Annotated in this window: 17 protein-coding genes and 1 pseudogene; 10 read left to right on the forward strand and 8 right to left on the reverse strand. The window is 40.5% G+C overall.

Features of this window, described 5'->3' with window-relative positions; translation table 11 throughout:
• Position 1: 1 nt before the first annotated feature.
• Both CKV69_RS08130 and CKV69_RS08135 read right to left on the reverse strand, forming a co-directional pair.
• A complete protein-coding gene (locus CKV69_RS08130; RefSeq protein ID WP_005755022.1) occupies positions 2 to 1,090 on the reverse strand; it encodes an ABC transporter ATP-binding protein in 1,089 nt (362 codons plus the stop codon).
• Positions 1,091 to 1,104: 14 nt separating this feature from the next.
• Positions 1,105 to 2,094 (reverse strand): ABC transporter substrate-binding protein, encoded by a 990-nt coding sequence (locus tag CKV69_RS08135; protein ID WP_005724123.1) that lies wholly within the window; start codon positions 2,092 to 2,094, stop codon positions 1,105 to 1,107.
• Positions 2,095 to 2,473: 379 nt separating this feature from the next.
• Between CKV69_RS08135 and CKV69_RS08140 the strand changes: the two genes are divergently transcribed.
• The 4 genes from CKV69_RS08140 to CKV69_RS08155 all read left to right on the forward strand — a co-directional run bounded on the left by CKV69_RS08140 (position 2,474) and on the right by CKV69_RS08155 (position 8,112).
• Positions 2,474 to 3,709 (forward strand): ABC transporter substrate-binding protein, encoded by a 1,236-nt coding sequence (locus CKV69_RS08140; protein ID WP_015690931.1) that lies wholly within the window; start codon positions 2,474 to 2,476, stop codon positions 3,707 to 3,709.
• Entirely contained in the window at positions 3,706 to 5,688 is a 1,983-nt protein-coding gene (locus tag CKV69_RS08145; protein ID WP_005752035.1) for an ATP-binding protein, read from the forward strand. Before CKV69_RS08140 ends, CKV69_RS08145 begins: the two co-directional genes overlap by 4 nt.
• Positions 5,681 to 6,934, forward strand: a complete 1,254-nt coding sequence (locus CKV69_RS08150; protein ID WP_005757635.1) for a sigma-54-dependent transcriptional regulator — start codon at positions 5,681 to 5,683, stop codon at positions 6,932 to 6,934. The genes CKV69_RS08145 and CKV69_RS08150 overlap by 8 nt, the downstream gene beginning before the upstream one ends.
• 167 nt (positions 6,935 to 7,101) lie before the next feature.
• Complete coding sequence (locus CKV69_RS08155) at positions 7,102 to 8,112, forward strand: YeiH family protein (RefSeq protein WP_016504394.1); 1,011 nt, start codon at positions 7,102 to 7,104, stop codon at positions 8,110 to 8,112.
• Between the two features lie 144 nt (positions 8,113 to 8,256).
• Here the strand turns inward: CKV69_RS08155 and CKV69_RS08160 are convergent, their stop codons facing one another.
• Positions 8,257 to 8,823, reverse strand: a complete 567-nt coding sequence (locus CKV69_RS08160; protein ID WP_015702538.1) for an anthranilate synthase component II — start codon at positions 8,821 to 8,823, stop codon at positions 8,257 to 8,259.
• A 109-nt stretch (positions 8,824 to 8,932) separates the two neighbouring features.
• Between CKV69_RS08160 and CKV69_RS08165 the strand changes: the two genes are divergently transcribed.
• The 4 genes from CKV69_RS08165 (at position 8,933) to CKV69_RS08180 (ending at position 11,428) form a co-directional block, all read left to right on the forward strand.
• Entirely contained in the window at positions 8,933 to 9,907 is a 975-nt protein-coding gene (locus tag CKV69_RS08165) for an aminodeoxychorismate synthase component I (protein ID WP_015702539.1), read from the forward strand.
• A 3-nt stretch (positions 9,908 to 9,910) separates the two neighbouring features.
• Positions 9,911 to 10,492, forward strand: a complete 582-nt coding sequence (locus CKV69_RS08170; protein ID WP_005757646.1) for an aminotransferase class IV family protein — start codon at positions 9,911 to 9,913, stop codon at positions 10,490 to 10,492.
• Positions 10,493 to 10,554: 62 nt separating this feature from the next.
• Positions 10,555 to 10,944, forward strand: coding sequence for a RidA family protein (locus CKV69_RS08175; protein ID WP_005718022.1), 390 nt, complete (start codon positions 10,555 to 10,557; stop codon positions 10,942 to 10,944).
• Positions 10,945 to 11,083: 139 nt separating this feature from the next.
• Entirely contained in the window at positions 11,084 to 11,428 is a 345-nt protein-coding gene (locus CKV69_RS08180) for an NIPSNAP family protein (RefSeq protein WP_005755039.1), read from the forward strand.
• A gap of 52 nt (positions 11,429 to 11,480) precedes the next feature.
• Here the strand turns inward: CKV69_RS08180 and CKV69_RS08185 are convergent, their stop codons facing one another.
• Positions 11,481 to 13,433 (reverse strand): site-specific recombinase, encoded by a 1,953-nt coding sequence (locus tag CKV69_RS08185; protein ID WP_015702540.1) that lies wholly within the window; start codon positions 13,431 to 13,433, stop codon positions 11,481 to 11,483.
• Positions 13,434 to 13,756: 323 nt separating this feature from the next.
• Here CKV69_RS08185 and CKV69_RS08190 point away from each other — a divergent pair, with 323 nt between their 5' ends.
• Positions 13,757 to 15,496: a DUF4153 domain-containing protein gene (locus CKV69_RS08190; protein ID WP_015702541.1), complete on the forward strand. Its 1,740-nt coding sequence runs from the start codon at positions 13,757 to 13,759 to the stop codon at positions 15,494 to 15,496.
• Between the two features lie 91 nt (positions 15,497 to 15,587).
• Here CKV69_RS08190 and CKV69_RS08195 read toward each other — a convergent pair whose 3' ends face one another.
• Entirely contained in the window at positions 15,588 to 16,085 is a 498-nt protein-coding gene (locus CKV69_RS08195) for a YbhB/YbcL family Raf kinase inhibitor-like protein (RefSeq protein WP_015702542.1), read from the reverse strand.
• 49 nt (positions 16,086 to 16,134) lie between these two features.
• Positions 16,135 to 16,519, reverse strand: a pseudogene (locus tag CKV69_RS08200) (winged helix-turn-helix transcriptional regulator).
• Between the two features lie 150 nt (positions 16,520 to 16,669).
• Between CKV69_RS08200 and CKV69_RS08205 the strand changes: the two are divergent.
• Positions 16,670 to 17,212 carry an NADPH-dependent FMN reductase gene (locus CKV69_RS08205; RefSeq protein WP_015702543.1) on the forward strand — a complete coding sequence of 181 codons (543 nt, stop codon included), beginning with the start codon at positions 16,670 to 16,672 and terminating at the stop codon, positions 17,210 to 17,212.
• 128 nt (positions 17,213 to 17,340) lie between these two features.
• On the opposite strand, the gene cydC is transcribed toward CKV69_RS08205, so the two are convergent.
• Both cydC and CKV69_RS08215 read right to left on the reverse strand, forming a co-directional pair.
• Positions 17,341 to 18,999, reverse strand: coding sequence for a thiol reductant ABC exporter subunit CydC (gene cydC / locus CKV69_RS08210; RefSeq protein WP_025248531.1), 1,659 nt, complete (start codon positions 18,997 to 18,999; stop codon positions 17,341 to 17,343).
• Positions 18,992 to 20,740, reverse strand: a complete 1,749-nt coding sequence (locus CKV69_RS08215; RefSeq protein ID WP_015702545.1) for an ABC transporter ATP-binding protein/permease — start codon at positions 20,738 to 20,740, stop codon at positions 18,992 to 18,994. Before CKV69_RS08215 ends, cydC begins: the two co-directional genes overlap by 8 nt.
• Positions 20,741 to 20,778 lie beyond the last annotated feature (38 nt).

Raw genomic sequence — 20,778 nt, forward strand, 5'->3', positions numbered from 1 at the left:
GCTACCCCCTTGTTTGCTGAACATGTTGTTGATTATCAGTAAACCAAAGCAAATCATGGAAATTAACGTAACAGTCTTCCCCCTCTTGGAACATCAAATCATGTTGCAATGCTTTATTGGTGGAAATTTCTGTTCGTAAAGACACGCCGTCAATATTAATCATGTAATCCATTACGGCGCCAAGAAAACTGGCTCGCGCCACTTTACCTTTTAATCCTTCCCCAGATTTGCTCAAAATAATATCTGAAGGGCGACAACCTAATTTGCCGGATTCCGCAGGCAGATTTTGCCATTGTAACGCTTGCTTACCTTGTCCAATAAAATGCTGTCCTTCTTCATAGCGCACATGGATAAAATTAGCTAACCCCATGAATTTAAACACCATTTCATTAGCAGATTTTTCATAAATCTCCCAAGGGGTACCAATTTGTTGAATATCACCGTTTTTATCCATAATGGCTAAACGATCGGAAATCGCGAGAGCAATCTCTTGATCGTGAGTCACATATAAAATCGTAATGCCCAGTTTCTTTTGTAACTCTTTGATTTCAAAACGCATTTCTTCTCGTAAATTCGCATCGAGATTATTTAATGGTTCATCTAATAACATCAAAGAGGGCTTCGCCACTAACGCACGTGCTAGCGCGACACGTTGTTGCTGTCCACCGGAAAGTTGGGAAGGTAAACGTTTTTCCAATCCCGTCAAATTGACCAAATTAACCACTTCCATCACTTGTTGCTGAATTAAGGCTTTATCTAAATCCTTCAGCTTTAATGGATACGCAATGTTGTCGAAAACGGTCATGTGCGGCCAAACCGCATAATCTTGAAATACCACCCCCAGACTTCGTTGATCAGGGGGGATATCAATGCCTTCTGCTGGATCAGACACCACATGTTCGTCAATTAAAATGCGTCCGCTATCAGGCACGTCAAACCCGGCTAACAAACGAAGTAAGACCGTTTTACCACAGCCAGATGGTCCAAGTAAGGTAAAACATTCACCATCTTTCACTACAAGAGATAAATCTTTTAGCACTTCATTCGAACCAAACGCTTTACTGACCTTTTCGAATGTGATTGTTGCCATAGTGCACTCCTGTTTTATTGACGTCCTTGGAGGATTTGGGTGAATTTCTTCACAATCTCTTCTTTCTCCGTCAAGATTGCTTGATAATCAATCGGAATAGCACGACTAATCGCATCTTCTACTGTTGGCATACCTTCTAAGGTTGCAACACCTTTTCTCACTGGTAACGTACCTTCATGCGCAATAATGTGTTGTGCTTCTTCAGACAATAAGAAATCAATGAATTTTTTAGCCGCAGCTGGGTTTTTGGTGCCTTTGAAAATCGCAGCAGGGCTTGGAATCACTAACATTTCTTTTGGATAGACCAATTTAAGCTGCGCACCTTTTTTGATTTTGTCGTTGGTAATATAATCCACCGCTAACGACGCTAATAAGTCACCCGAGGCAGTATCATCCACGACTTGACCCGATCCTTTCCCCACTTTACCTTTATTAGCTTTGATTTTTTCAAAAAACTCCCAGCCAAAAGTCGATTTCAACAAGGCAACACTCATATACGCCGTTCCCGATAAAGCCGGGTTAGCAATACCAAAAGCCCCTTTGTATTTTGCGCCCGTAATATCATCCCAGCTTGTCGGGGGCTCTTTCACAAAACGCGTGTTATAGGCAATACCTAAGGTACCTAAACGAATCGGTGTAAAGGAACCATCAAAATCTGGAATCGGGTTCACAATATGCTCAACTTCAGGTGACACATACGCATCTAGCATGCCATTAGCTTTCATTTTAAAGAAATCCGGTACTTCACTGGTCCAAATGACATCTGCCATAATTTGTCCTGATTCTTTTTCTGCAGCAATTTTTGCCATGAGTTTGCCTGCACCAGCAGATTGATAATCCATCGCAATGTCAGGATGCTTTTCGTTAAATTTTGTTTTTAACGCACCAATTAACGATTCTTTCATCGAGGTATAAACAATGAGTTTTTCATTTGCATGCGCAACACCTGCAATTGTCATACTTAATCCGAGTGCAATCAGGGCTGAAGAGAATGTTTTTTTCATGATCTGATCCTTCCTATTTTGTGATGTATGAGAATGATTATGAGGGGGAGTTACTACTAAACTGATTTCATCTATCGTATGAAATTTAACCTACAATACCCCCCAAAAACACAAAATAAAAGTCTCGTCAATGTGCGACAAATCAGTCAAATTTAACTCATTTTGACATGATATGGCTGTCAAAATTGACACATTTTCTCAAGCGATACGTCGCTTCCAATGATTTATGAAAAAAAGCCCTATAAATGACTCAAAATATCCGATAAGTCTTTAAAATATAAATTCTCTTTTTTTGAGATAGATCACAAAAAAAAGCCCCTATTCCGCCACTATTTTGGGTAAGATGACACAGTAAGATGGGTTAATCGATGTGATCACTATGCGCTCCAAAAGACAAAATTACATCATATACTTTGTCGTCACCTTATTGGCTTTTATTCACCCAATAAAAGCAGAGGAGCTCGTGATCGGTACAACATTTGCTTTAGAGGGCGTGCAACATCTCATCAAGGAATGGAATAAACAACCCGATAGTTTCCCAATTACTACTTTAAACCGCACGAGTGCCTCATTAAATCAGCTGCTCTCTACTGAAAAAGCGCGTGAAGTTGATCTCATTCTGAGTTCATCTCCGATGCTGTTTTATAATTTACAGCATAAAAACAAGCTAGCCCCCTTACCTCCTAACATTGAGCATGACACACGCTTCCTCCCCGATCTCCTGCAACCGACCACGGTTGCTTTTGCACTGTCAGGTTACGGCATGCTTTTTAATATCCCGTTATTACAACAAACTCACTTACCTTTCCCGCAATCTTGGCAAGATCTTACACATCCGGATTTACAAGGGCTCGTGATTATCAGTAGCCCTACGCGATCAGACACAAATCACATCATGGTAGAAGCGCTATTACAGCGCTATGGTTGGCAACAAGGGTGGGAATTAATTGAAAAAATTATGTTGAATGTGGGGACAATTTCATCACGCAGTTTTGGGGTGGTGGATAAAGTGCAAGCGAATTTAGGCGCGGTGGGCATTACTATTGATAACTATGCACATATTTTAACAACACAAGATCAATCACATTTAGCTTTTCATTATTTTCCTGATTTTCCAATTTCGCCAACCTTTATTGCTGTCGTAGCAGAAAGTCGCAAAAAGCAACACGCATTCCGCTTTATTCGCTTTTTACTCAGTGCCACAGGTCAACAAATCCTAACCGATCCGCAGATGAGCAAATACCCGATTACCCCACTGCCTGCAAGTCATCCTCAAGCCGCACTACAACAGCAACTCTTCGCTCAGCCTCCACTGAACTATCATCTGTTAATTAAGCGGCAAGAATTAGTCAAATTATTATTTGAACAACAAATTACTCACCGTTTAAGCTTATTGAAAGAACATTGGCATCTATTACACCAAAAAGAACGCGCGTTGAATCGACCGCTTCCTGAGCTACGCCAAATTCTCACTGCCTTACCAGTATCCGCAGAACAAGCAGAAAATGATGATTACTTAACCCATTTTAATCGCAGCCAAGAATTACTTAATTGGCAACATTTTTTTATTGCCCAGCAACTTGCTTTCGTTAACGCATTGGAAAATCAAGAATGAAAAAATGGTTGAAACATTTAGATTTGAGCACTGGCTTACAACTGTCTTTTCTGATCAGTGGGCTACTTTGTCTGTTTGTCGGTGGCGTGGGGCTTTATACTTGGCAGCAACAACGCACGGAAATCAATTTCGCACTCGATAAAGATTTTCCTAAAGTGCAAGCCGCGTTTCAAACAGAAGAACAAATTAATATCCTCCATCATGCCTTTATCCATTTGGTCAATGTCAAAAACACCAATGAGAAAGTCGAACGCTACAACCATGCAAAGCAACAGCTTTCGACGTTAAAGGAACTGATCATTGAATTAGATGAAAATTTAGATGAGGATTTGATGGCATTATTACAGCAACAAGCCTCACTTTTAGAACAAATATCACAAAATATCACAGGTACGCTCACGTTAAACGATGAACTGAATAAAACCATTTCTCAAATCAACTGGTTACATAATGATTTTCACAATGAATTCACCGCACTTTTGCAAGAAATGAGCTGGCAACAATCTACTCTGGCTAACAATATTGTTCAACAGCCACACAACAAACAAAAAATCGAACAATTAAAAAAACTGCAACAAGAATTATTGTTAGTTTACGATTTCACTACTTATGAAGAGCAAATTATCACAGAATTACGCACTCAGATAACAGAGCCAACTGAAAGCAATGTCATTCGACTACACAATTATTTGAGCTATTTATCGTTATTAATTACTAACCGAATTCAGTTGCTTGGTCTTCATTCCTCCACGTCAACCATTAAACAAATTTTAGATGAACTGATTAACTTTGGCTTAAACCCACAAGCACTCCCCGCCCTGTTTGCAATCCGTACCGAACTGAACCAACAACGAGAACAGCTGATTCAACAAAGTGATAAGATATTCGAGGCATTTCGCGAGCAAATCAGTACTCAAATTGGTAACAGTAAACAACAATTACATTTACTGCATAATATTGTCGAAAAAAGTACTACATTCAACGGCGCATTAATTTTATTGGTGATGCTATTTGCGGGAATTTTTGTCATCGGTATTAACTTCTTTTATATTCGTTTACGTCTCTTAAAACGTTTTCAACAACTTAACCACGCCGTAGTTCAATTAACCAATGGCGAGCCCAACGTCAAAATCGCCATTTATGGCAATGATGAATTAGGGCGGATTGCTAAATTATTGCGCTTATTTCTGTTCGAAATGAATCACAAAACAGAAGAGTTAAAATCGCGTAATCAAGTTCTCTTAGAGGAAATCGAACACCGTATTGAAGTACAAACCGCATTAGAAAATGCCCAAAATGAACTAACCCAAGCCGCAAAACTGGCTGCTGTCGGTAAAACCTTGACTTCGATTAGCCATGAAATTACACAACCACTTAATGCCATGAACGCTTATTTGTTTAGTGCGAAAAAAGCCGTGAGTAAACAAAACAGTGAGGCAGCACTTGAATACTTAAATAAAATCAATCATTTAGTTGAACGCACGGCGCTGATTGTCAAACGCTTACGGCAATTCTCACGCCAAGGGAGCGGCAAAATACAAGCTGTCAATTTAATGGATTGTATTCAAAGCGCGTGGGAATTATTGGAATCACAACATAAACCGCGTCAAAGTCAGCTCATCACGCCCACAGATTTACCACTCGTATTAGGTGAAGATGTCCTTATCGAACAAGTGTTTGTCAATCTCTTCCTCAATGCTTTAGAAGCCATTGAACACACACCGCCCCAAATTCATATTGACGTTGACAGCGATAATGCGGAAGACCTCTGTTTATGGATCACCGACAATGGTCAAGGTTGGCCCTTAACTGACAAGTTATTGCAACCTTTTTCGAGCAGTAAATCGATCAATTTAGGTTTAGGACTATCCATTAGTCAATCCATCATGGAGCAATGTCAAGGATCATTGACCATTGCCTCTACTCTCACCCATAATGCATTAGTGATATTAAAATTTAAGGTGGCTCAACATGTTTAATCCTGCCTATAACGTACTCTTAATTGATGACGACATGGATATTCTCGATTCTTATCAGGATTTATTACGACAAGAAGGCTATCAAGTGATCACCTGTGCAGACCCGATAGATATTGTGGCGCAAATTCCAGAAAACTGGATTGGGATCATCCTTTGTGATGTCTTGTTGCCCAATATTTCAGGTTTAAAAATCTTAGAAGATATCATTCAACGCGATGCACAGATTCCTGTGATTATGATCACGGGTCACGGTGATGTTCCCATGGCAGTGGAGGCTGTCAAAAAAGGCGCCACAAATTTTCTTGAAAAACCCATCTCAGCAGAAAATTTACTGATTCAAGTCGCACAAGCATTAGAAAAACGCGCTGCCTTAATGGAAAATCGCCAATGGCAATTAGAAAAGCTGAGCGAAAGCTTTATTGGTCAAAGTGAATGGATTATCGCTATGCGCCACCAGCTACAAAAACTCGCCGACATTGATGTCCCCCTCTTTTTATGGGGAGAAACGGGCACTGGACGTTATCTTTCTGCCACTTACTTACATAAACTCAGTGCCCGTCAGAACGCTCCGTTTATTTATCATGAATGTTTACCGCAAGCACAATGCAACCTAGACAAATGCCTAGACGATGTACAGCAGGGCACACTGGTGTTAAAAAATATCCACCATTTAGCACAAACGGAACAGCAACATTTAGCCAAAGCCTTAAATATGGAAGGATGCGCCTTTAGGCTGATCTTAATCAGTGATTTTGCACTGCTCACGCTCATTCAAGAACAACGGATTTGCTCAGAACTGTATTATTTATTTTTACATACGCAATTTGAATTATTGCCACTCAAAAAACGCCCCAGCGATATTCTGCCTATCTTCTGCCATTATGTGCATAAAAGTTGCGCCAGATTAAATAAAGAGTACGTCGAACCTAATAAAAAATTAATACAACATTTACTCACACAAACTTGGCAAGGCAATGTCAAAGAGCTTATCCATGTGGCAGAATTATATGCGATTGGCTTATTGGCAGAACAAACGCCAATGAGCAATCCCCTTGCCCTTAAAACAGAGCATATCAAACCGCTTGATGAACAGATCAATGAATATGAAAAACAAATCATTGAAGATGCGTTAATTTTTTATCAAGGGCGAATTAATGATGTGGCGACTTATCTGAATATTCCACGTAAAAAACTCTATTTGCGTATGAAAAAACACCATATCGATAAAAAGCACTATAAATGTTAGGCAAAAAACTAAGAAAATAGGATGTGATGCCTGCGCTCAATGTGGGCTATTCTTTGTTCGCGTCCTGCATAAATATAAATCCTGCTTCTTATCACAATCTATTTTACATCTCGCCAAAATCACTTTATCCTTTTTAGCTCCCATAGCTTGTATCAAAAATAACGATGATGAAAAAAAATACACTCTTTCTTGGCTTAGTTTTTATTGGCATCTTAACTTTTCTAGTGAATCTTTTGGCGAAAACGCCTTTCGCTCTCAATGCCAACCTCAGTGCACTGACGATTGCGATTCTGTTAGGTATTTTATTCGGCAACACTTTTTACCCCAAAATTTCTCAATACACCGCGCAAGGCGTGATTTTTGCCAAAGGCACCTTATTACGCTTAGGTATTATTTTGTATGGCTTTCGCCTCACGCTACAAGACATTAGTAACGTTGGCATAAATGCTATTGCGACGGATACCATTATGCTGATTAGCACTTTCTTGCTCACCTTGTGGCTAGGGATTCGTTATTTAAAAATGGATAAACAAATTGTGTATTTAACTGCCGGTGGTTGTAGCATTTGCGGTGCTGCCGCGATTATGTCCATGCAACCGGTCACCAAAGCGGAATCCCATCAGGTGTCGATTGCGGTAGCCGTCATTGTGATTTTTGGCACCCTTTCCATGTTCTTGTACCCGTTAATGTACCCTTATCTCACTACTTGGCTAAGTGAACATCAATTTGGCATTTATATTGGTTCAAGTGTGCATGAAGTGGCGCAAGTGTACGCGGCGGGTGGCAATATTAGTCCTGCGGTGGCAGATACCGCCGTGATTTCCAAAATGATCCGGGTGATGATGCTCGCCCCATTCTTACTATTGGTGTCTTGGTTACTGGCGAAGCAAAGTGACAATCCACAAAATAGCAAAATCACCATTCCCTGGTTTGCCTTTTTATTTATTTTCATGGCGGTGATCAATTCCTTTTCTCTCATCCCCGCCCATATCGTCGCTTGGATTGTGGAAATTGACGGCTTATTACTGATCGCCGCGATGACCGCTCTAGGCTTAACCACACATATCAGCGCCATTAAACAGGCTGGCATCAAACCACTGATTTTGGGCGCACTCGTACTATGCTGGTTGGTCATCGGTGGATTTTTCGTGAATGTGGGCATTAGCCAACTACTCTAGCCAGCCGAAAAATCAGAAAAGTGCGGTCGATTTCAAAAACGTTTTCGCTTTGAGAGATTGACCGCTTTTGTATTAGATAAGGTGATATCATCAACTCGGATCACGCTCGAGCCCACACGAGTGCGGTTTGTTTTTCTCAAGAAGTTAATTTTCCAGCCAATTGCGTAATAGCTGTTCGCCATGTTCCGTCATAAAGGATTCTGGGTGAAATTGCACCCCGTAAATGGGTAGGTGGTTATGCTGAAATGCCATCACTACTTCTTCGGCACAATGCGCGGTAATAGTGAGCGCTGCGGGGAAATTGTGCTCACGAATTGCCCAAGAATGGTATAGCCCAATTTGAAACTCGGTGGGTAGTCCTCGAAATAGGACAGAAGGTGAGCGCACTTGTAGGCGTTGACTACGCCCATGACGTACCTTGTCTAAATTGTATAATTCGCCGCCAAAAAATTCACACAGCGTTTGGTGACCCAAACATACCCCTAAAATGGATTTTGATTGGTGGTAGCGTTCCAACAGCGCAAACAATTGCGGATAGGCGCGTGGCACATCAGGACCAGGGGAAATCAGAATATGACTGTAATTAGCGACCTCGTCCACATCCAATTCTTGCACGTTGACCACGTCAAAAGGCACCGCTAATCGGCGGATCATATCCACTAAATTGTAGGTAAAAGAATCTTGATTATTGATGATAAGAAGTCGTTTCATATCTGCGCCATATTCTGTGGAGAAAGAGGCAAAGTATAAAGGAAAATGCGGATTTTTGTTTCATTTTCCGTTAAACTTTCCCTAATTTTTTTTCAAATGTAGATAACTTATGTCCTTCCATGCTTTTATTCAACAGGCGAATCAGTTTGGTGAACAACGTCAGCCGTTTTTCTTTCTGATTGATTTTGAACAGCAACAGCCGATTATTTGTCCGTTAGCTCAGGCGGCAGAATTAGGGTTATTTTTTGCGATACGAGGGCAGCAGAATGTCAATTGGCAGACTGAAATGCCTCACAAGCCTTTTGAACTGCACAAATTTCCTATCTCAAAAGCAGCTTATCAGCGTGGCTTTGACTTAGTGCAAAAAGAGCTACAAAAAGGCAATTCTTATTTGTTGAATCTCACCTATCCGACCGAAATTAACATGAATTGGCGTCTGGAACAGGTTTTTCAACAAACGACAGCTCCCTATAAATTGTACTATCGGGATCGCTTTGTGTGCTTTTCGCCTGAATGCTTTGTCAATATTCATCACAATCAAATTTATACTTACCCGATGAAAGGCACCATTGATGCTACGTTGCCTGAGGCGGAAAAACGCTTGTTAGATTCTGACAAAGAGCGACAAGAACATTACACCATTGTGGATTTAATGCGCAACGATTTGGCAACGGTCGCCGAGAAGGTGGAAGTGACGCGCTTTCGTTACGTGGAAAAGATTCAGACACAAAAAGGGGCGATCTTGCAGACAAGTTCTGAAATTCGCGGCGATCTTGCAGACAATTGGCAAGCACGCATTGGTACGATGTTAGCCACCTTGTTGCCTGCAGGCTCGATTAGTGGGGCACCGAAAGAAAAAACCGTGCAAATTATTCACGCCGCAGAACAGCAGCCACGCGGTTATTACACGGGGATTTTTGGTCTGTTCGATGGTGAGTCGTTACAAAGTGCGGTGGCAATTCGTTTTATTGAGCAAGTGGACGAGAAATTGATTTTCCGCAGCGGTGGCGGGATTACGATCTTAAGCGAGCTAGAAGACGAGTACCAAGAATTGATCCAAAAAGTGTATGTACCAGTAGGATAAGCGATGACATTTCCTTTATTTGAGACGATCGCTATTGTGAACGGTGAAATTCAGCACCTTGCCCTGCATCAACAACGTTATGCGGCAAGTTTGGCGACCTTTTACGGCGAGAAAGGAGCGAAAGTACAGGATCTTGCGAAAATTATTCAGATTCCGACCGCACTTGAACACACTCAACATGCGCCGATAATCCGTTGTCGGATTGATTACAATCAGCAAGACTGTGACGTGCATTATTTTCCCTATCAACGCAAAATTTACCGCACTTTTCAGCCTGTCATTTGCGATGAAATTAACTATGATCTGAAATATGCTGATCGGGCATTATTAAATCAGTTATTTGCTCAGCGTAGGGATTGTGATGAGATTATGATTATCAAACACGGCAAGGTGACGGATTGCAGTATTGGTAATCTGGTGTTTCGCCAAGGTGAGCAATGGTTCACGCCAGATAGCCCGTTATTTTACGGCACACAACGAGCCTGGTTATTACAACAAGGCAAAATTCAAGCCCGTTCCATCTTATTGCAAGAGATCGCACAATTTGAAGAAATTCGGTTAATTAATGCACTAAATCCGCTGTAAATTTTCCTTGAACAGCGTAAAATAAAACAACTTTTTCAGTCAGATAAAAGGAGATAAACGACATGACGAAAGTAATTCATACTGACAATGCACCAGCCGCCATTGGTCCTTATGTACAAGCGGTAGATTTAGGTAATATGCTGTTAACCTCTGGGCAAATTCCAGTGAATCCAAAAACCGGTGAAGTGCCAGCGGATATCGTAGCACAAGCACGTCAATCGTTAGAAAACGTGAAAGCGATTGTGGAACAAGCGGGATTACAAGTCGCAAATATCGTGAAAACCACGGTGTTTGTGAAAGATTTAAATGACTTTGCAGCGGTCAATGCGGAGTATGAACGTTTCTTTAAAGAGAACAATCACCCTAGCTTCCCTGCTCGTTCATGTGTGGAAGTGGCACGTTTGCCGAAAGATGTGGGGATTGAAATCGAGGCAATCGCTGTAAAAGCCTAATGAATAGCTTGCATTTATCTTAGTCGTAGCAAAACAATCTCTTTTCACTTGCTCTCTTCAAAGCAAGTTGATAAGTGATTTTTATTGGGCGTTTTTCTATTGATAGCCAAAAACGCCCTTTACTGATAGAGAATAAACTATGCAAAATCAAGTCATCGAGATTCTACAATACCGTTTAAAACCACAATCAGGACAAACGTTTCACCAAATTATGCGTGAGATCAGTGTTCCACTCCATAAACAACATGGGATTGATGTCATTGCGTATGGAAATTCATTACATGATATTGACAGCTATTATTTAATCCGTGCATTTGAGACAGAAACCAAATTGCAACAGCAGCTCGATGCTTTTTATGCCAGTGATGATTGGCGTGATGGACCAAGAGAAAGTATCATTCGCCTGATTGAAAGCAGTTTAAAATCGGTGATCATGCTCCCGACACAGGCAATCCATGCACTACGCAACCATTATCCTCAATAAAATCAACAACCGCACCCAATCAGTGCGGTCATTTTTTCTTACTTTTTCAGTGCTAAGGGAAAAACAACGATAGTGGACGTTGTTTAATCAATTTCCAAACACATTGCGCGATATCACACCAACTCTCAATTTCTGTTTCTAAAGAACGCAGCGCAACCCATAACGCGATAAAGAAACTGACAATCAAATTCACCATACCAATCAATAACACGAACACTAAACCTTGTAAGAACATCTGCCAAGTAAACGCGCCACTGATCGCCATATAGCCCAAATTCGCAGAAGAAAACGCCACATGGCGAATATCTAACGGTAAATTAAGCAAATACCCGACTAACCCCGTTAAACCAAGCAATAAACCAAAACACAGATTTCCCATAATCGAACCGTAATTATCATGCCAGTATTCTGCAAATTTGTAGCGCATATTACGGGTCAACAGACGGCGTAAAATAGGGTGATTTCTTAGTCGCATTTTTAAGTTCAAATAATTACTACGATTATCAAAATAACCAGAAATAATCCCAGAAAAGAATAACCAGAAACCCGCAATGGCGGCAAACCATAAGGACCCTTTCATCGGATCAAGGGATTTTTGTTGGTAGGCAATCTCCGCGTCACTCAATAAAGGTGTACCAACATAATGTTGATAGCCTAGCGCAAGCAAACAAGCCACAGAAATCGCTAAAGTGACATTACCCAAGACTGCCACTGTTTGCGAGCGAAACACATCGATCAGCAGTTGAGCTAATTGCAGATTAACGGATTTGCCTTGTCCATTATCCACCGTTTCTGCAAAACGTGCTGCAGTCATTGCGGGCTGTTTGGTCGCCACAGTACAATGCAACATAAAAATCAAGGTAAAACCAATACCGTAATTCAGCCCTTCAGCAATACCTCGCCAGACACGATCTTCAATCAGATCACCTAAATACAGTTTAAATAACGCCATTAAGGCAATTAAAATGCCCCCACCCGCCGCTGAAAAAAACATATTACGGTATTCTTTTGCATCGCGTGTAATATAATGTTCACCGTGATCACTTTTATTCTGGGTAATACTGCGCGCGAGCATTTTGACACTTTGTTTCCATAAATCCACTGCACTGTGCGTTTGTGCCGATGCCACGGCTAATTCACCGCTAAACATCAAAATACGTCGTGGCGGAAGCTGATCCTGTTGAAAGAGATCCATCAGTGTAGCTAAACGATCGAGCGTTTGATCTAAACGGGTTAATAAATGGGCAACACCGAGGGTGGATCCTGCACTTGAACCACGCTTATGTAAGCGATCGATTTGCTCACGACATTGTGTAAACATCACTTGTAAATGTGCATCATCATAATGACAGTGTTGACGACGTGCGCTGACCCAGTGTGATACTTCGCGTTGTAATGCGACGAAAGGCGAATCGGCATCCAATAACGAAGGATCTAAGCGCATCAATTCAGGCTCTAATTCTTCCGCCGCAATCCAAATAGCAAGCATTTCAATGGCGAACAAGCCCTCATAACGCAAATGGTTATGCACATTTTCCCGATCACGGTCCGTACAGTGCTGTTGTAATACGTCCAATAACCTCACCCAGTCTTGAATGGCGACTGCTTGTAACCAGTCGGCATCCTTTTCTTCACAAAAGAGGACAAAGAAAATATCACGTAAATCGTTTAAATCTTTGAAAGAGGGGTTTAATCGTTCATATAAACGTTTTTGAATTTCGCGTCCAAAGCCTTCTCTGCCTAAAATCCCACAACTAATAAACAGGGGATATAAACGAAGTTGGCAAATCCATTGACACAAAAGACTGGCGGTTTTCTGCGCCAATACCTTGTCATCATAAAATAGTTGCGTGATGTAATGAAAACGTTGTGCTGCCTCTTTTTTACCTCCGGCACGCATCCACTGACAAGCGGCATTTAACAAAGTAAAGGCATTTTGTTGCTCAATCTGTGTGGTCAAAAAAGGGAGAATATTGTTTTCGTCTAAAGGGTATTTTTCGATCATATATAGGATATAACAGTAAACAATGTGATTTTTGTTTGAGCATAATAAGGGAATCATTAAAAAAAACAAAGTTGTAGATGCCTATTATGTATAAAAAGTGCCATTTTATTGCATGTAAATCAAACACACCTGTTACTGACGCTTCGCGACTTTAATTGAAAAAAATCGCATTCATTACGCAATAAACCGGCTGAATACAACAGAATTCTGTCAATATACCGCGAATTATGGCTTTTTATTTGCGCTATTCAACGACTTATAAAAACATTAAAATGAGGTGATTTTGTGTTACTTGTTTATTTAAAGGAAGGGAAGGAAATAACATGAATATCATACAATCGTTCACGCACAGATTAAGCGATTTAATCAAACAATACCCTCTCGCGATGTCGTTTATTTTCATCAGTACGGCATTTATTCCGTGGATACAAGATGAAAGTATTTCCCGAGATATGATTGTCGTTTTATTGCTACCGATCTATTTCTCCACGGTGTTACTGCTAAACAAGCGCAAATACGCGAATGGGCTTGCTATTGCTTATGCCATTCTTATTACGCTTGCCTTTTATTTTGCTGAGCGACCTATCTATGATAATGACGCTTATTGGGGACTATTGCTCATTCATTTTGTGCTGTTTGTTACCTATCCACTGGCAAAAGAGAACCGACTTTTTGTGTATAACACGGTGTCACGTTTGACTCAACTTGCCCTGGCTATTGTGTTAGCAGGCATCATTTGTATATGTGCTGTATTGGTTTTGAACAGTATAGAATACTTGTTTAATATCAATCTATTAAGCTACCGTATCGTGCCGAAAACGCTCCTTTTTATCATGTGCTTTTTTACACCGGTTTTCTTTCTGATTTTTGAACAGCGCTTAGCCCAAAACTTTCAAGGTGAACGGTTTCATTATGTGATCGAATTGATCGTCAACTTTATTTTTTCACCGGTTGTTATCCTTTATACCCTGATCGTGTACCTGTATTTGGCTAAAATTCTGTTTTATTTCGAACTACCGAAAGGTGGTGTGGCGTATATTATCATGCCATACATCGCGTTAGGCTTATGTTGTCAAGGACTACGCTTACTGCTGATTGACGCAAAATGGACAGGATTCTATCGCGTTTTTGCTTATCTCTCTATTGCGCCACTGGTTTTACTTTGGGTAGGCATCCACACGCGTATTACCACTTATGGTTTAACCGAAATCCGCGTTATGCTTGTCGTGCTCGCCAGTATGATGACCTTGTTTATTTTATTTTCCATGACGCAGCGCTTGCAACAATATCGCTTATTTAGCCTTACTGCCTGCTTGCTTCTTTTTATCAGCACAATACTCACCTCTCCCTATTATTTGGCACAGCAACATCAATTAGCACGTTTTGAACGGTTGCTCAGTGAACTGAATATCTTGGATGAACAGCAACAAATTAGCGCAACCATCTTTGACAGTCAGTTCGCTAAACAACTGAGCAGTGAACAAGTCGAAAAATATAAACAATTAGAAGAAATTATTGGGGGGTATATCAAGACCAATCCAGCGGCTGTCGCCAAATATGGTCAAGAAAAACTCAATTATTTACATGGTTTTTACTACAACCAGATTATTTATAATACGCCATATCAAGATGAAGATGTCTCGATCACCTTTTATGCTTACGATACTCGTAGACAGGATAACTATACCATTGATATCGCACCTTATCAGACACTACATTTGATTAACGGCTATGTTAATAGTGGCGATCCAAATGAGCTTGAGACACAGACACAAGAGACATCCACTCTATTTCAACGTCAATTTGATCTGATTGATAAGCATAACAAGTACAGTTTTGATGAACACTATTTTGTCGAGGTTTTTAAAGCAGCAGGCTTAGATATTCACCAAAAATATTCACAAGATACGTTACTGCCATTAGCCAAGCAACTAACCCAAGTACCCACAAGGGAAGGAGGATTGCTCATTTTTCGTGACATGGATTTCAAATATGAAGTCCATGGTGACATAAAAGGCTATGTTTATCAGGGTGGTTATATTGAGTTTTATCTCGCCCCATAACATCACAAAAAAGTGCGGTCTATTTTACTAACATTTTGTCAAAATAGACCGCGCGTTAAAACAACTTTACCTATGACGTGTATTGGTCACACTACACATCATAAGTGCCCATGATGACGGCTTGATCCAAAATATGCCCTTGCATCGCAAAATGCAGGTCGTTAAAACGAAAACCTGCGCTGAGATCCAACTTACAATCTAATGCATATACGATGAGTTCATAACGATGTAAGCAGTTAGGTGGTGCCATACCCCCATAAAAAGAGGCTTCTGCAATATCAAATTTACCCAACACACTTGCCCAAGAATTTGCCCCTTGCACATAATCCGTTGCGGTTAAACTTTCGTTTTCTTGCACAGAAGTACGTTTTAAATTTGCGATTAACCAATGAATCCAGACAAACCCACTAGCCGTAATCGCATCTTTATCTTCCAATACCACCGCAAAAGATTTCGTGCCTACGGGCACCTCGCTAATGTCAAAAGGAATCGAATAGGTCGGCATTCCATTTGGGCTAAATTGCTTGCCTCGTTTGCCGTATTTGTCTTCAAATGCACCATTTTTAATGGCTGAACTGGTCACTTTCATCACTTCCTCCTTCATTCATGGTTAAAATATCAACATCTTTTGACAAAAATTATTCTGTCTCTTTATGTTTCCTTCCCCATTCACACATAGCTCGCAAAACGGGCATCAGTGATTGTCCACGTGCAGTTAAGCTATATTCTACTTTAGGTGGAATTTGAGGATATTCTTCACGATGGACCAAGCCATCTTTTTCTAATTCTTTTAATGTGGTACTGAGTGTTTTAAAGGAAATGGAACCAAGATAGCGTTTTAATTCGTTGAAACGGATCGCTGGTGGGTACGTAAATAACCAATATAAAATCATCATTTTCCATTTTCCATTTTCCATTTTCCATTTTCCATTTTCCACCAATTAAACTTAATGTATAGCCAAAGTTGGTATCCTTAATTTCTACTCCAGTATCAATTAAATAGCTGTCTTCATTTTCATTCATCATGCTTTCCTTAAGGAGAGTATATAACTTAAAAGTGCGTACTTGTTTCGCGAAAACATCACATATATAATGACATTCTGTTTGGTAACATAACAAAAATAACCTTATTTTGTCATCTTACCTAATTAATCCATTTATTCGGAGATAAATATGTCAACTATTTTACTTTTTAATGCAAGCAATAGCTCTCGCTCTATCCACCAAAATCTCTTAAACGCTATTGCCCCTTTATTATCCACCCACCAACTGTGTTATGCGTCAAGTCTCGATTTTGATTTACCTTTTTATAGTGAAGATGCGGAAAACGAGCAAGGTTATCCACAAGCAGCAAAAGATTTTGTGGCACTCTTACACAAACATGACGCCGTTATTTTAGCCTGTCCAGAGCATAATGGCGCACCACCAGCTATTTTCAAAAATTTATACGACTGGGGAACACGTGCAGCAAAAGCAGAAGAGTCCACTCTATTTAATCAACGTAAGCTACTGATCTTAACCACTTCAGGTGGTGAACGTGGCGGACTCACAGTACAAACCTATTTAAAAAATATCACGCCATTTCATGGTGCAACGGTGGTTGGCGCTTATAGCATAGGAAAATATTACGACAACTTTGTTGATGGTCAACCAACACCAGCAGCTAATCAAATTCTACAAGCTGCGGCAGATGACTTACAACAAGCCTTAGCCTAGGTTTTTCAAACTACACAAATTGCTACTATTTTGTGTGAGAAAGCAAAAAGTGCGGTCTGTTTGTTAAAAATTTTAAAAAACAGACCGCACATAAGTTTGGGTGATCGAGAATCGTTTATCCAGAAAATTTATGACATACGCCCATTTTCAATCTGAATCACTTGATCACAAATCGCCATGGTCGAAGCACGATGGCTGACTAACACAATCAATTTTTCTGCTTTCACCGTTAACAACGATTGCAAAATAATCGCTTCGTTTAAGCTGTCTAAATTACTGGTTGGCTCATCGAGTAAGATAATCGGGGCATTGTGTAAGAATGCACGTGCAATACCGATACGTTGTTTCTCCCCGTCGGACAAATTACTACCAAGCTCATTGATTTGGGTGTCATAACCTTCCGGAAGACTCATGATAAAGTCATGAATCGAGGCTTTTTTTGCCGCTTCGATCACCTGTGCTTTGCTAGCAGTACGATTTGCCATCAAAATATTTTCATAGATGGTTTCGTTGAAAATATAGGTTTGTTGGGTGATGTAAGCGATATGATCACGCAAACTGAGGGTATTAATCTGCTTCAGATCAGTACCGTTGATGCGGATTACGCCCGTTTGTGGATCATAAAAACGCATCATCAGTTTTAACAATGTGCTTTTACCACTCCCACTACGACCATGAATCCCGAGAATTTGTCCTTTTTGTAAGCGTAAATGGAGATTTGACAGGATCTGTTCATCTGCATAAGCAAAGCTTAAATTTTCGACTTCTATGTTTTCAACATCTTGCAAATCCACGCCTTTCACCACGTCTTTGAGATGCGGTTCTTCACTGAGTAAGCCTAGCACACGCTCACCACTGGCGAGAGTTTGTAGTAGGTTATTTGACAAGTTACTCAACGCAATCACCGGACCATAACTCGACATCAATAAAATCACCGCAATTAATAGCCCAGCAAAGTTAACTTGTTGATTTAAATAGAGGGTAACACCCGTCATTAACATCAGAATATTAAATGCAGAAACAGCAATTTCTGTGTAAGCACGCACTTTACCTTCTTGTTGTTTGATTTTTAAGAAAGCTTTATCAATTTGCTCACTGCGTTGATGAATGCCGGCTAAGCGTTCCTGCTCATTGCCAAACAGTTGTAACTCTTTCATGCCTCGTACGCTATCGAGGAAATAATCGTTCATTTCACCCACCAGTTCACGATACACTCGCCCGTCTTCTCGTGCCATTTTAGTGGTGAAAATCGGTAAAATCACACCAATGGTGAGATACGCCAATAAGCCAATTAAGGTGAACCAAGGTGAAATATGGGCAAACACCGCCAGCAAAATGCTTGAAGTTAAAAAGGCAATCATAATCGGTGCAATAGTATGGGCATAAAACACTTCAAGCAGTTCAATATCGTTGGTAACTAACGACAGCAATTGCCCAGATTGTTTACCTTGCAGTTTTACAAAGGCTAATTTACGCAATGCGCTAAACACTTTATCACGTAAAAGGGCGAGTAATTTGAATGCAATATAATGCCCTGACATTTGCTCAAGATAGTGCAAGATGCCACGGGCCACTGCCAAGACAATGAGTGCGGTCAAAATTTGTGAAAAACTGAGGTGTACAGGGAAATCGAGCAAGTTCACCAAGCCCATGGCACCCAATACCATAATAAAGATTGCGGCTAAAAAGCCAAGTACACCCATGATAATGGTAAACGCCATAATATGTGCGAGAGGGGTGACTAACTTCAATAATTGCCACATAATCACAAAACCATTCTTACGCATGCTGACCTCCGTGGCGGATATTTTCTAAATTTTTCTGTTGCGTAAACATCTCAGCATACATTCCCTGCTCAGCCATTAAGCTGTCATGATTGCCCTGCTCAACTAAACGTCCCGCTTGCAAAACATAAATCTGATCGGCTTTCACCGCATTGGCTAAACGATGCGAAATCATCACAAGGGTTTTCTCTGCTTTTAAACGTTGAATAAATTGTAGAATAATTTCTTCACTTTCCACATCAATGTTGCTGGTCGCTTCGTCAAAAATATAGCAATCCGCATTGTGCAATAAAGCACGGGCAAGCGCGAGACGCTGAATTTGTCCGCCGGATAAATTGCTACCACGGCTTAATAACATCATATCTAGACCGCCGTTTTCACGCACGAAATTGGCAAGATTGACTTGTTCTAGCACCGCATAAATCTGCTCATCGGTTGCGCTTAAATTTGCCATTAGCATATTTTCACGCAAGCTCCCTTTGAAAATATAAGAACTGTGGCTCACCAGTGAAACATGACGATAGAATGCATAACGATCAAGATCTTGAATGTCTTGTTGGTTAAATAAAATCTTGCCTTGCTGCGCTTTGTGGAAGCCCATTAAAAGCGACACTAAAGTCGATTTACCACAACCACTTTTACCGACAAAAACCGTGAGTTTTTTCGGCTCAATTGTGAGCGTTAAACCATTAATCGCTTGTTTTTCAGCCTGATAGGCAAAGTGGAGATCTTGAATTTCCACACGCAATTGGTTTTCGACTGGAAATGCCACTGCATTTGGATTGATTTCAACAGGGGTATCTAACAAAGTAAAAATCTTATCCGAAGCGGCTTTGCCATTCATTGCCACATGGAAAAATGAACCTAATAAGCGTAATGGAATGAAAAATTCGGAGGCGAGTAGAATAAATAAAATCACGCCAAAAATACTTAAACTGCCTGCTTGGTATTGTAAAAGGGCAGTCAAAATGCCGATAGCGGATCCACCGTATGCCAATAAATCCATGATTGACACTGAGTTGAGCTGCATGGTCAGCACTTTCATGGTGATAGTACGGAATTTCTCGGCTTCTTGATCCATTTGTTTGGCTTTGTAAGCATCATCTTGATAAATCTTCAAGGTAATTAAGCCCTGTAAATTATCCAAAAAGCTGCTACCAAGCCCGACATAGATCGACCAATACTTATGTAATAAACGTTTAGCGATTTTATTGACCGCAATAATAGAAAAAGGAATCAGTGGTACACAGATCAAGAGAATCAGTGCAGTCGGTGCATTGAAAAAGACTAAAAACACAAAGAGAGAGAGCGGTGCCAGCAAGCTATAAAACAGTTGTGGCAAATAGCGCCCAAAATAGATTTCAAGCTGTTCCACACCTTCTGATGCCACTTGAATAATAGAAGAGGTGGATTGTTGATTCACTTGATTTAATGGCATCGACGCCAATTTTTGAAAAATCAAGGTACGTAGTTTATGTTTTACATGCGTACTGGCTTGATAAGAGGCTTTCACAGCCATTTTGCCTGCCATGGCACGTACCGCAAGGGCGGCAACTAAATTGATAGCATAGCTAAACAAAGTGCCCAAGGTAAGTGTTTGTTCAAAGGCTTGTTCCAAACAAAGGGCAAAAATCACGGCACTGACAATACTAGCAATAAGCGCAATCCAGTTCCAAAGCACTGTTTTTGCTACCCATTTTTTGCTATCGGTTACCGTGTTAATCAGTCGTTTATCGATCATCATAAAAGGGTCATCCTTTAAAAAACATATCTAACTATCAA

It is taken from the genome of Pasteurella multocida (assembly GCF_900187275.1).
GTDB classification, from domain to species: domain Bacteria; phylum Pseudomonadota; class Gammaproteobacteria; order Enterobacterales; family Pasteurellaceae; genus Pasteurella; species Pasteurella multocida.

Coding starts and splice junctions, on each gene's coding strand:
- CKV69_RS08130 (WP_005755022.1), bottom strand. CDS start 1,090: ATGGCAACAATCACATTCGAAAAGGTCAGTAAAGCGTTTGGTTCGAAT.
- CKV69_RS08135 (WP_005724123.1), bottom strand. CDS start 2,094: ATGAAAAAAACATTCTCTTCAGCCCTGATTGCACTCGGATTAAGTATG.
- CKV69_RS08140 (WP_015690931.1), top strand. CDS start 2,474: ATGCGCTCCAAAAGACAAAATTACATCATATACTTTGTCGTCACCTTA.
- CKV69_RS08145 (WP_005752035.1), top strand. CDS start 3,706: ATGAAAAAATGGTTGAAACATTTAGATTTGAGCACTGGCTTACAACTG.
- CKV69_RS08150 (WP_005757635.1), top strand. CDS start 5,681: ATGTTTAATCCTGCCTATAACGTACTCTTAATTGATGACGACATGGAT.
- CKV69_RS08155 (WP_016504394.1), top strand. CDS start 7,102: ATGAAAAAAAATACACTCTTTCTTGGCTTAGTTTTTATTGGCATCTTA.
- CKV69_RS08160 (WP_015702538.1), bottom strand. CDS start 8,823: ATGAAACGACTTCTTATCATCAATAATCAAGATTCTTTTACCTACAAT.
- CKV69_RS08165 (WP_015702539.1), top strand. CDS start 8,933: ATGTCCTTCCATGCTTTTATTCAACAGGCGAATCAGTTTGGTGAACAA.
- CKV69_RS08170 (WP_005757646.1), top strand. CDS start 9,911: ATGACATTTCCTTTATTTGAGACGATCGCTATTGTGAACGGTGAAATT.
- CKV69_RS08175 (WP_005718022.1), top strand. CDS start 10,555: ATGACGAAAGTAATTCATACTGACAATGCACCAGCCGCCATTGGTCCT.
- CKV69_RS08180 (WP_005755039.1), top strand. CDS start 11,084: ATGCAAAATCAAGTCATCGAGATTCTACAATACCGTTTAAAACCACAA.
- CKV69_RS08185 (WP_015702540.1), bottom strand. CDS start 13,433: ATGATCGAAAAATACCCTTTAGACGAAAACAATATTCTCCCTTTTTTG.
- CKV69_RS08190 (WP_015702541.1), top strand. CDS start 13,757: ATGAATATCATACAATCGTTCACGCACAGATTAAGCGATTTAATCAAA.
- CKV69_RS08195 (WP_015702542.1), bottom strand. CDS start 16,085: ATGAAAGTGACCAGTTCAGCCATTAAAAATGGTGCATTTGAAGACAAA.
- CKV69_RS08205 (WP_015702543.1), top strand. CDS start 16,670: ATGTCAACTATTTTACTTTTTAATGCAAGCAATAGCTCTCGCTCTATC.
- cydC (WP_025248531.1), bottom strand. CDS start 18,999: ATGCGTAAGAATGGTTTTGTGATTATGTGGCAATTATTGAAGTTAGTC.
- CKV69_RS08215 (WP_015702545.1), bottom strand. CDS start 20,740: ATGATGATCGATAAACGACTGATTAACACGGTAACCGATAGCAAAAAA.